This is a genomic window from Streptomyces sp. NBC_01241 (assembly GCF_041435435.1).
Classification (GTDB): domain Bacteria; phylum Actinomycetota; class Actinomycetes; order Streptomycetales; family Streptomycetaceae; genus Streptomyces.
The window spans coordinates 1,321,128-1,333,921 of sequence record NZ_CP108494.1 but is presented as its reverse complement, the minus strand read 5'-3'; the positions used below and the strand labels follow the sequence as shown (position 1 = coordinate 1,333,921).

Below are 12,794 nucleotides of genomic sequence, written 5' to 3'. Positions count from 1 at the left end.
AGACGGCCGGCGCACTCGCTTCATGGAGCGGGTGAGGGAGCCGCGTCGGACACCACACGCATGCCCAGCCCGCGCACCCGGTAGATGCACGTGTCATCGCCCCACAGCGACGCGTCCGCCGTCGCGTAGGGCCCCCGCGCGTCCGTGCCGCTCTCCACGATGTCCATGTCCACCCGGATCAGCCGGTTGGCCGGGGTGATCTGGCCGCGGTACGTCCAGGTCGTCTCGCGGCCGGGCAGCACCGGCTCGAACCGGGGGCGTGGAACGCCGTACGCGGCGCCGCGCTCAAGCAGGTGGCACTGGAGCAGCTGGCACATGGCCTCGACGCCCAACGACCCCGGCTGCACCGGGTCCTGGAAGAAATGGGCCCGGAAGAACCATTCGTCCGGGACCACGTCCTTCTCCGACCGCAGCCGCCCGAGCCCCATGCTGCCCCCGTCCGGCCAGGAACCGGTGATCCGGTCGAGCATCAGCAGCATGGGGCCCGGCAGCCGCAGTTCCCCGGCGCAGTAACGAGCGGGCCGGGCGGTCAGATCGACCACACGGTCGCAGGGCTCGTCGAGACGGGCCCGGTCCTGGGCCGACGCCGTGAGGCCCTGCTGGTCGTCGAAGGCCGACGGCGGGAAGTAGCCGAAGACCGTGGAGAGTTCGAACAGTGGCACGCCGTCGGCCGTGCACCTCACCCGGAACGACTCGATGATCATGTCCCCGCTCCGGGAGACACGCGTCAGTTCAGCATGGGTGCGGACCGTACCCGTCGCCGGAGTGACCTCACCTGTGACCGTTCCCGCCCCGTCGAGGTTGCGGAACAGCAGATCCGTGTCGGTGGTCAACGCGCTGCCCACGTACGAGGCCAGCCACCCGCAGGGTTGCAGCGCGATCTCCATCAGGACCGCGAACGGCATCGTACGGCCGCCGCTCTGCTCGAAGTACCAGGCCCGCGCGGGCACGTCGTACTCCGCGACGACACTGCTGCCCTCTTGCATACTGCCCTGCGGACCGTCCACCGAGACGATCCGGCTCATGAAGTGATAGGGGGGACCGGGCAGCCGCGCGACCTTACGGGTGCTGTCGAAGGGCTCGTACGCGGTACCGAACGCCTCACTCGGTCTGCCCCAGGCACACGCCAGCAACGAGGTGTAGTCGAAGGGGAATCCATCGGCCGCCGTCGCCACCGGCTTCTTCTCCCGGTGCCCGGTCAGCCCGCCGAGCAGGGGGAGCGGCACCGGTGTACCGCTGCCCTGCACGACGGGCGGGCCCGAGCGCCGCCAGTGCGACAGCGGCCAGTCGGGTACGAGCCGCAGCGCCACGTCCCGGCCCAGGAATGCTCTTGCCCCGTCCACCGAGCCCAGCACATCGGCGTACAGCGTCGGTACCGGCCCGGCCGAGACACCACGTACGAACACCTCGTAGACGACCCGCCGGCCGGCCGGAGTCGCCTGGCCGCGGCACATCGCCTTGCAGGGGTGACCGCCGACGGGCTCGAAACGCCAGCCGTCCCGGTTCACGGTGAAGCCCATGGCCGCCAGGTAGAACGCCATCGCCTGGAGACCGCCCTGGAGCATCAGGGTGCCCGGCATACAGGGGTCGTTCTTGAAGTGCCCCGCGAAGAACCAGTCGTCCGGCGACAGCGGGGTCTCGGCCCGCAGATAGCCGCGGCCCCACGGCCCTCCGGCCGGGTCGAACGCGGTCACCTCCTGGAGCAGCCGCAGCTTGCCGTCGTCGAGCCGAGGTGAGCGGATGTGTGCCGCCGTCGCCTCCCAGCCGGGGCCGAAGCAGTCCGCCGGCCGCCCCTGGGCCAGGGCCCGCACCCGGTCCGCGTCGAAGCGGGTCCGTCCGCAGCGCACTGCGGGCGGGTCGAGCGGCAGGTCGTCACCGGGCGGCCGCTCGGCGGGATCCCACCGCACACCGCCGCTGCCGGCGAGCTCCTCGGGGGTGAAGAACCCGGCCTGGCCCTCGCGGATGCTGAGCCGGAGTTCGCCGTCCACGTAGCAGTCGTAGTGGAAGAAGGCCAGCCGGATGCCGTCGTGCTCCGCGTGGCCGTCGATGTGGATCTCGTAGCGCAGGGTCTCGCCCGGCTGCGGCGGGCTGCCGTGGTACGTCACCTCGCAGCCCAGCAGCCGGTAGGCGCGCTCGCCCCGGTTGAGGAGGTCCACGCCCAGCCAGCTGAGCAGGAGCAGATCCGCCTGACCCGCCTCGATCAGCAGCCCGGGCGGCATACGTCCGGTGGAGTCCAGGTACCAGCTGTCGGGCCGGATATCGGTCTCCGTCCAGATCGTCCCGTCGGTGCGCACCGGGCCGGGCGCGGCGAGCGCCGCCGGCACGGCGTCGATACCGGTGACCCGGTCCGTGAACAGCATCGGCGGCTCGGGCATCCGCGTCTGCACCGCGTACGCGTCCTGCTCGGCGAACCGCGGGCCGAACAGCGTGGAGATCTCCCGGGAGGCGAGGTGCTCCAACTGGGCGCGGTCGAACTTCGGCCCCGGCCTCAGGAGTGGTGCGGGTGCCGCTTCCGGCGAGGGAGCGGGCGGGAACGCCGAGCGGGGCGTGGGCCGTACCGGGACCGGCGGCGGCCCGGCGGTCGGACGCGGGGCAGGGGGGCCCGGTGGCCGTACGGGAACGGGCACGGTGCTCCGCAGCGCGGTGACGGCGAGAGCGGACATCTGCAGGAACCGCTGATGGGCCTCGGTGTGCCCGGCGGTGACCTCTTGGTGCAGCGCGGCGACCCGCAGGCTCTGCCGGACGACTGCGGCGCGGGCGCCCGCCGCCAGCGGATCGCGCCCGTCCGAGCCTGTCGGCCGGACGTCCGGCAGGGGGCGCGGCCCCGCGGTACCGGGCCAGGGCACGGCAGCGCCGCCCGGTGCGTCGGACCGCCAGGCCACCCGGTCCGGTACCGGCGCCAGCTCGGGGGCCCGGGGCAGGGTTACCAGGGCCGGCTCCAGTGGCGGTAGACATGGAGGCGCGGGTACGGGCACGGTGACGGTGGGCCCGGGACGCGGGATCTCCGTGGCGGCTTCCGCGAGCCGGGCGAACCACTCGTCGGCGTGTACCGGCACGCCCGCGACGACGAGTTCGGCCACCGCCAGGCAGGGCTGCCGCAGCCGGGTGTCGCCCGGGGCATCGAGGGCGACGGCCACATGGTCCCGGTCGCCGAGTACTCGCTTGATCCAGCCGGTGCACAGCTTGCGCGGCCCGTGCTCCACGAAGACCCGGACACCGTCGGCCCACGCCTGCTCGACCGTGGCCGCGAAGTCGATCGTGTTCAGTCCCTGCGCGGTGAGCGCCTCGGCGGCCCGCTCGGCCGTCGGCCGGTACGACTGCCCGGTGGCCCCGCTGTAGAACCGCACACCGGGCACGTCGACGGTCGGATGACGATGGACCGCACGCCATACCTCTCGGATGTCCGCCAACTCCGGTGCGTGGGCGGCCATGTCGTAGTCGAGCTCGATCGCGTGGTCGGCGCCGATCCTGGCCACGACGGCCGCACACGCGCGGGACTCGCCGCCGATGACGCAGACTCCGGGGGCGTTCACCGCCATCAGATGGACGGCGACCTCGGCGGTGAGCTCGGCACGGACCGCTTCCAGGGGCGCACTGACCAGATAGCTCGACCAGCGCCGGCCCTCGACGCCCAGACGTTCCCAGTGGCGCCGCACCGCCCGGAGTTCACCGGTGAGTTCGGTCGTGAACAGACCGCTGTCCCGGGTGGCGTCGTACAGCCCTGCGGCGTCCGGCCAGGCACCCAGCGCCACCAGGGCGGCCGACTCGCCCGAGGAGTATCCGACAGCGGCCTCCGGCCGGAGCCCGAGCACCTCCCGGGTGAACACGGTGTGGTGGACGGCGAGTTCGGCGGCGCCCCAGATCTGGTCGAGCACTCCGCGCTCCGCCCGGGACCGCAGTCGTGCACCGATCGCCCCGTGCCTGGCACGGACGGCCTCGCCGAGCGACGGCAGCGCGAGCATCAGCTCGTGGCCCATATCCGGGTACGCTGCCGAGCCGTTGGTGTACACGAACGCGGTCTGCCCCGTGACCGGCCTGTCCCGGTACAGCACATCGGCCGGACGGGCTCCGCCCTCGGCCAGCCAGCGGCGGGCGGCCTCCGTGCGGCCCGGCAACGCGTCGTCGTCGGCCACGAGCGCCAGCCGGGCCGGTCCGGCGTCGGACTGTGCACCGGACTCCAGCGCGGCCAGCACCTCCCGGCGGTCGGCCCCGGAAAAGACGTGCAGGCGCGGAGCCGGGCCCCGCAGCCATGGCCGGGCGTCCCCCGCGCGCAGCCGGACACTCGCGGTAGGCCCTTCCAACGGTGTCACCGCGGCCTTCGCGGTGTGCGCGACAACCGCGGCATCCGCAGGGCCGCCCGGACGCGGCACCGCACGGTGCTGGAGCGAGAGCGTCGCGACCGCGACCGCCACCAGCCCGTACGCGGCGTGAGCGCGTCCGAAGGCCGATGCCGGGTCGAACACCGCGTCAGGGCCGTCCCCGATGACCACGTCGGGTGCGCCGGTGGCGTCCTCGTCGAGCAGGGCGACAACGGTGTCGCCGTCCCTGCGCGCGGTGTCCACGGACTTGAGGACCAGGACGACGGCGGCGTCCCCCGGTTCGTCCTCGCGGCCGAGATCCTGCTGGGCGGTCTGATGCACCGCCTCGCAGGACAGGTCGGTGGCACCGACGAGCGCGGCGTCGACCTCCCCCGACCGTACGGCCCGGGCCGCGAGTTCCAGCGCCACCAGCCCGGACGCCTCCTCCGCCGAGACCGCGAAACCCGGCCCCGCCAGGTCGAGTTGGGTGCTGATCCGGTTGGCCACCAGGTTCGGCAGGGTGCCCACCACACCCTCCGCGGTCATGGGCGGCAGGAACGCGTCCCGGGTGAGGTCCGCCGACTCGGGCGTGGCGGCAAGCCCGGCCTGCTCCAGCCAGTGGGGAACCCTCCAGCGGGCGCCCGCACGGGCCACCTCGGGGTCCACCCCCATACCGATGACCACCATGGTCCGCTCCCGGGGCAGGGACACCGACCGGACGGCCTCCCGGGCGGCCTCCAGCACCAGGAGCTGATGGCGCACCGTTCGCTCCAGGGCCAGTGGCGGGAAGCACAGGTCCCTCAATTCCACGGCGATCCCGGGGGCGGGGCCACGTCGCTCACCGCCCAGCACCGCCCGCCGGAAGTCCTCCGTACAGGTCCCGTCGCCGACTCGGGCGCCGAGGGCGACGATCGCCACCGGCGTACGGCCGCCCGGCGATTCCCGCACCCGGGTCGGGGCGGTCACGGCGGCGGCCGGGCGGATCGGCCGCGGTACGGCGGATGCAGGGTCGCCGTCCGGCAGGTCCACCACCAGATGGGCGTTGGTCCCGCCGAACCCGAACGCGCTCACCGCCGCGCGGCGAGGACCGGACCACGGTTCCGGCGCGGTCAGCACCCGCAACGGCGTGCCCGCCAGTGCCTCCAGCGGCCGTTCCGCGCCGAGCGTCGCCGGACGGATCCCCGCACGCAGCGCGCCGAGCACCTTCAGCAGCCCGGCCACGCCCGCCGAGGCCAGCAGGTGCCCGACGTTCGACTTCACCGAACCGATGGGCACGTCGTCACCGGTCCCGAAGACCCGGGCCATGCCGCGCGCCTCCACCGTGTCCCCGACCGGCGTCCCCGTCGCATGGCACTCGACGAGTGACACGGTCTCGGGCGCGACGCCCGCCGCGTCGTACGCCAGGCGCATGGCACGGACCTGGCCCTCCTCCGACGGGCTGATCAGCCCGGCGCCGCGCCCGTCGTTGGACAACCCGACACCGCGGATCACCCCGAGCACGGGCAGATGGGCGGTGCGGGCCTCCGACAGCCGCATCAGGGCGACGAACCCGGCGCCCTCTCCGTGCACCAGCCCGTCCGCGTCCCGGTGGAAGGGCCGGCTGCGCCCCGTGCGACTCGTCGCGGAGAGCCCGCAGAAGCCGACGTGCAGATAGAGGGGGTCCGCCCGGCTGACCGCACCGGCCACCATCAGGTCCGCCGTGCCGTCGTGCAGCCGGTCGCACGCCAGCTTGATGGCATACAGCGACGACGCGCAGGCGGCGTCGAGGGACCACGCGCCCGCGCCCAGCCCGAGGGCTCGGGCCGCGAGCCGGGCGGGCAGCCCGGACGAGAAGCGATTCCGGGTGTCGGGCCGCTGCCGGCGCTCTCCCGTCAGCAGGGCGTCACGGAGCGGGGGCCGCTGGGCGGACAGCCAGACGTGCTCGGCAAGAGCCGCCCCTGTGGGCGTGGGATAGGACAGGTTTCCCAGCACCAGCCCCGCGCGCGGCAGAGGGCCCTCGCGGCCCGCTTCCGTGAGTGCCTGCCGGACGCCGTACATGACCCAGTGGAAGAGCGGGTCCAGCGACAGGATTCGCTCCGGGGCGATTCGGAAGACGCTGGGGTCGAAGACGGACTCGAACCCCTGTACGTACCCGCCGACATCGGTCCAGGTGCGGTCGAGGTGGTCGTCCACCGAGCCCATGGCCCAGTGGCGTGGCAGCCGCCACCGGCCCTCAGAGATGGCCGACAGGCTGGTGCGGCCCGCGGCGATGTTGTCCCAGAACGTGTCCGGATCGAGCGCGTCGGGCAGCACACAGCCCCGGCCGACGACGGCGATCGGTTCGAATTCCATGCAGGTCTCACTTCATGGCAGGGCGGGGCTGGTTCGGAGGGGCCGGGGCTCAGGAGGGGCGGCGGACGAGTTCCACGCCGAGCAGTTCCAGACGGACGGCTCCATCGGCGTCGATCAGCGCCACATCGCAGCGCGCTCCCGTGCTGTGAACCTTCCGGGCTCGCAGCACACACCGCACCGCGTCGTCCACCGGGCCGCGCCGGTACACCCTGCACTCCGCGACGGCCATCGGCAGCGTCGCCGCGTCGAGTACCTCCTGCGCCCAGAGCAGGGCGAGTTGGAGTGCGCCGTCCATGGCGGCCGGGTCGAGCGGCCAGCGCTCACCGGACCATTCCAAGGCGCGCACGCCCGCGACGATCGCCTCGGCTCCGTGCTCCGAAACACCGTGCAGCGAGCGGACGGAGTGGAAGCGGGGGCCGTGGAAGAGGTTCTCCCCGTCGTACAACTCGGTGCGGTCCAGCGGCTTGAGGCCGTCCGGGCTGCCCCACGCGGCCGGATCCGGCTCTTCGGTCCCGGTGTCCAGCACGGCCCGGAAGTGCGTCACCCCGCTTTCACCGCGCAGTTCCGCCTCCAGCCCCGTCGACGAACCGGCCGCGCCCCGGCTGCCGTGCACGGTGAGCCGATGGCCTGTGCCGGCCAGTTCGGGCAGGGTGCACTTCTGGTACACCCGCAGATCGCGCAGGACGAGTGGGCCGGCATGCGGCAGCCAGGCGGTGGCCGCCCCCGCGAACCAGTTCAGGACCATCGCCACGGGCAGCACGGGAACTCCGGTGAGCGCGTGGTCGGCCAGCTGCGGCAGGCTGTCCGCCCGGACCAGCAACTGCGCCGGGCACGGATCGCCGACCGGGGACAGGGCCGCCGGATCGTCCCCGGCCACCAGGACGACGCGGGCCTCACCGGCTGTGCCGTCCAGCTCGGCCGTGAAAGCGGCCGCCCCCTGCTCCAGAGGGATCAGCGGAACCCCGGACCGGCCGAAATGCCCGGCCAGAGCGGGCGTGACCATGCCGCCGCGCCACGGCCCCCAGGCGACGCACCGCACCAGGCAGCCGGGGCGGCGGGCCTGCTCCGCCGACGCGACCTGACTCAGGATCTCGTTGGCCATGGCGTAGTCGCTCTGCCCCGCGTTGCCGAACACGGCGGCCACAGAGGAAAACAGACAGATCACGTCCAGCGGATCGTCCGCCGTTGCGGCGAGCAGCGCGCGCAGACCGTCCACCTTGGTGGACATCACCTGCTCGACCTGCTCGTCCGTCTTGTCGGTGATCCGCTTGTCGGCCAGTACTCCCGCACCGTGCACGATGCCGGTGACCGGCCCCCACGCGTCACGTACGTCGCGCAGTGCGGCGGCGACGGCGTCGCCGTCGCGAACGTCCACCTGGACGTACCGGACGGGGGATCCCGCCGCCTCCAGGGCCGCCAGCGTTGCCCGCACCTCGCGCGCGGCCAGGATCTCCCGGGCCCGCGCCGCGATCCGGGCGGGCGAGGAGTTCTCCGCGCCCTCGGTCGAACGCTCGGCGAGCAGACGGGTGAGCGCCGGTTCGTCGGCGGCCGACGCGAGCCCTGCGGGCTCAGGGGCCGGTGCCGTCCTGCCGAGCAGCACGATCCGCGGACGGTGGGTCCTGGCCAGGTCCAGCAGCGCGGCGGAGGTCACCCCGCGCGCGCCTCCGGTGGCCACGATCACCGACTCCGAGGTGATCCGTCGGGTGCTGCCGGGCATCACCGGCGCGGGTACCGTCCGCAGGGTGGTGCGTGTGCCGTCCGCGCGGAGACCTGCCTCGGGGTCAGGGCCGCCTTCCAGCAGTTCCCGCACGATCGCCTCGGCGACCTCCTCGTCGCTCCGACCGCCCCGCTCGCAGTCGACGGCCTTGACCGAGACACCCGGCCACTCCTTCGCCACGGTCCTGGTGAGACCGGCGACGCCGCCCAGCCACGCACGGTCGGGTGCGTGGCCGTCGAGCCCGAAGTCGCCTCCGGTGTCCTGCACGGTCACGAACAGTCCGCCCCGTTCGGCGGCCTGTGCCGCCACCGCGCGCGCCGCGCGGAACACCGACCGGTGGACCTCTCGTGCATCGTCCGGCGTGCTGCCCCCGGTCAGCCCGCCGAGGTGTACGACTCCGCGCGCGTCCTCGGGCACCTCCGCCACAGCGGTGGCGCCCACGCCGTGCTCCGCCAGTTTCCGCGCGACGAGGGCGGTGATCGCGTCGCCGTCGGCGCCCCCGCCCGCCACCACGAGCGGCCCGTCCAGGAGCCCCGCCGTCGCCAGGCCGGACGCCGGTGACTCCACCGCGCGCTGCACCAGTCTCGTCAGCGCTGTCTCTTGCCCGGACCCGGACCCAGTGCGCATGGCGGGGATCTTCGGGACGGCGCGGGGTCCGGTCACGGCCGGAGAGTCCGGCGCCGGGGCCCCCGGCGTCCGGCCGGCCGCGGTGAGTGCTTCGACGATCTCGCGCAGCGTGCGGAGCCTGCCGAGCTGTCCGATGTCTCCCGTCGCCACATCGCCCACCCTCTGGCGTACGGCCGACAGGATCTCGACGCGCTTGATCGAGTCGACTCCCAGATCCGCCTCCAACTCCATGTCCACGTTGAGCATCTCCGTCGGGTAGCCGGTGAGCCGGGCCACCACCGAGAGCAGTAGTTCCTCCAGTTCCGGTGCCGACAGAGGCGCGGCATCGGCGGCCGGCGCCGAGGAGTCCACCGGGACGGCGGCCGGGGCCCGTTCCTCGGCGGCGACCGGTGCGGGCGACGGCACCTCGCCGGGCCCGGCGGGTACGAAGGCGGGCCCGGCGGGTACGCATGCGGGCACGGTCCCGGGAACGCCGACCGCTGTCGGAAGCGGTGTCGCAGGTGCCGAGGCCAGCCGGGGTGCCGAAGGACGGGGGAGCGGCAGCGGTGCCGGGGGAGCCGGGGCGTCGGGCACGGCGCCGACGCCCTGTGCCCCGAGCATCGCGGCCAGGGTGGTCTCGGTCATCCGCAGAAAAGCCATATGGCTGTCGGTCAGCATGCGTTGGCAGGCCGCGTGGGCCTGTGCCGTCTGCCGCTGGACGCTCTCCACCGCGGCGTACCACTCGGGGCCGAGGGCGGCATCGGGCTCGGCCCCGTACGCGGACACGGGGTCGTGGACGGGCGCGGGGCCGTGCGGCGGCTCGGCTCCGTACGCGGGCTCCGGTTCCTGGGCGGGCGCCGTCCCGTAGACCGACGGCTCCGGAGTGCGGGCGGGAGCGGGTGCGTACGCGGACATGGGAACCGCCAGGATGTCGGACGAGGGGGCGGGATGCGGGTGGCGTTCCGGCCTGCGTTCCGGCGCGGGCACGGCCGGCTGCGGTTCGGCGGCTTCGGTGCGGGGCGGGTAGAGCTGACCGTAGTTGGCTCCGCTGATCTGCACGGTCATCCGGGGCTTGCGCTCCTTCACTGAGGTTCCGGGCGAGGCGTACGGCGCCCAGAGGGGGTCGAAGTCGACAGGGATACCGCGTACGGCAAGTTCACCGAGCGCGGTGTGCAGGGTGCCGGCCCCGGACCGGTCCGCCCGGTCCAGGGGGACGGCCGCGTGCTCGCGGTCACCCAGGATCTGTCCGACCAGGCCGGTCAGCACGGTGCCCGCGCCGACCTCCACGAAGGTCCGCACCCCTGCCGCGTACATCGCCTCGATCTGGTCCTGGAAGAGCACGGGTGAGGCCAGGTGGTCGGCGATCCGGCGGCGTACCCCGTCGGGCGACGACGGGTACGGTTCCGCGTCCGCGTTGCCGTACACCTCGATCCGCGGCTTCATGAGCGGGACCGTGCGCAGGAACGCGGCGAGCGGCTCACCGGCCGGGGCGACCAGCGGGCTGTGGAAAGCGGTCGAAGTGGTCAGCCGGCGTGTGCCGACACCCTCGACCGCGAACGCCTTCTCGGCGCGCGCGACGGCCTCCTCCGTGCCCGAAAGCACTACCTGAAGCGGGGAGTTGAGGTTGGCCGGCCAGATGTCGCCGAACTCGTCACCGGCCAGCACCGCCATCACGTGCTCGCGATCCGCCGCCACGGCCAGCATCGCGCCCGGAACGCCGGCCGCGTCCCGCATCAGCTCACCGCGCCTGCGGGCCAGACCGACCAGCGCATCGGCGTCCAGGGCGCCCGCGCAGTGCAGCGCCACCAGCTCGCCGAAACTGTGGCCCGCCACGCAGTCTGGTTGCAGGCCCAGACCCCGCAGTACGGCCAGCAAGGCGAGCGAGTGCACCGCGAGCGCGGGCTGCGCCCACTCGGTGGCGGCCAGACGCGCAGCCTGGGCCGCGCGTTCCTCGTCGGCGAAGGCGGGCGGCGGGAACACCAACCGGTGCAGGGGCCGCCCGTCGAACCTGGTGCCGCCCAGCCGGTCCCACACGGCCTGGGCGGCCGGTGACAGCATCGCGAGGCCGGCGCCCATCCCGACGTACTGGGATCCCTGCCCCGGAAACAGGAACGCGAGACGGCCGGGCACGGGATCTCCGAAGGCGTACCGGACACCGTTCGGTGTCGAGAACGCCGTGCCGGGCCGTTGCCGGATCAGCGTGAGCGCCTGCGCGTACTTCTCCCTGAGATCCTCGGTGTCCGTGGCGACGACGGCCAGCCGCACCGGATCGGTGGGCGAGAACGCGCTGTGGCTCTCCCGGGCGAGCGCGGCCAGCGAACGGTCGCCGTACGATTCCGGCGGCACCAGGTCGGACGGCGACGCGCCGCTGAACAGGACGAGTTCGCTCGGTGCGGAGCGATGGCGCGGCGGCACCCGGGCCAGGGTGCCCGAGGGCACGTACTCCTCCAGCGTGACGTGGAAGTTGCTGCCCCCGAAGCCGAAGCTCGACACCGACGCCCGGCGCGGATGGCCGGCGGACCGCACCCACGGCCGGGCCTCGGTGTTGACGTAGAACGGGCCGCCCGGGGCGGCGGCCGCCGGCATCGGCCGGTCGACCTTGATGGTCGGCGGCAGCACCTTGTGGTGCAGGGCCATGACCGCCTTGAGCAGCCCCGCCGCGCCCGCCGCGCACTTGGTGTGGCCGATCTGCGACTTGACCGAGCCGATTGCGCACCACTGCCCGTCCGCACGTCCCGACGCCTGGAACACCTCTCGCAGCGCCGTCAGTTCGGCGGTGTCCCCGGCCTTCGTGCCGGTCCCGTGGGCCTCGACCAGCTCCACGGTCTGCGGACCGTAGCCCGCCTCCTCGTAGGCGCGTCGCAGAGCCCGTGCCTGACCCTCGGGAAGCGGCGCGTAGATCGCCGTACTCCTGCCGTCGGACGAGGTGCCGATGCCCCGGATCACCGCGTGGATGCGGTCGCCGTCCCGCTCCGCGTCGGACAGCCGCTTCAGTGCGTACATGACGACTGCTTCGCCGAGCATGGTGCCGTCCGCCGCATCCGAGAACGGACGGCAGTCACCGGTGCGGGAGAGCGCGGGCGTCTTGGAGAAGCACAGGAACATGCCGATGTCGTTCCCGGTGTCCACACCGCCGCTGATCACCAGGTCGGTCCGCCCGAGCGTCAGCTCACCGACCGCCGTGGACAGTGCCGCCAGGGAGCTGGCACAGGCGGCGTCGGTGGTGTGGTTGGTGCCGTGCAGGTCGAACCGGTTGGCGATCCGGCCCGCGACGACATTGCCGAGCAGGCCGGGGAAGGTCGACTCCTGCCACGGGCTGAAGTGCGCCGAGATGCGGTTGCACACGGCCTGCGCCTCGGCCTCGGCGAGACCGCTCTCCCGCAGCGCCTTCAGCCACACCGGGCGATGTGCGCGCCCGTACATGTGGGGGAGCAGCTCCAGGGAGGCCGTCCCGAGGACGACGCCGACCCGGTCCCGGTCCATGCCCGACAGACCGCCGGCGTCGGTCAGCACTTGATCGGCGACCATCAGGGCGAGCAGTTGGGAGGTGTCCGTCGCCGACAGGTTGGCGGGCGGCACACCGTACGCCAACGGGTCGAAGTCCACCTCCGGCAGGAAGGCGCCGCGGCGGGCGTACGTCTTGTCGGGTGCGGCCGGGTCGGGGTCGTAGTGGTCCGCCACCAGCCAGCGGGAGGCGGGCACCTCGGTGATCAGGTCCCGGCCGCCGGTCAGGATCCGCCAGTAGCCTGCCGCGTCCGTCGCGCCGGGCACCAGGGCGCCGACACCGACCACGGCGATGGGCACTTGCCCACGGGGGCGGGCGGACACGCTGTCTCCTCTGG

2 protein-coding genes are annotated in these 12,794 nt (G+C 73.5%); both read right to left on the bottom strand.

The genetic code is table 11. The features are described from left to right. Window positions 1-20 precede the first annotated feature (20 nt). On the bottom strand, window positions 21-6,629 hold the full coding sequence (locus OG306_RS05540; protein ID WP_266907216.1) for a type I polyketide synthase: 6,609 nt from the start codon (window positions 6,627-6,629) through the stop codon (window positions 21-23). Window positions 6,630-6,678: 49 nt separating this feature from the next. Further along, window positions 6,679-12,780 carry an SDR family NAD(P)-dependent oxidoreductase gene (locus tag OG306_RS05535; RefSeq protein ID WP_371665175.1) on the bottom strand — a complete coding sequence of 2,034 codons (6,102 nt, stop codon included), beginning with the start codon at window positions 12,778-12,780 and terminating at the stop codon, window positions 6,679-6,681. Between the last annotated feature and the right edge of the window lie 14 nt (window positions 12,781-12,794).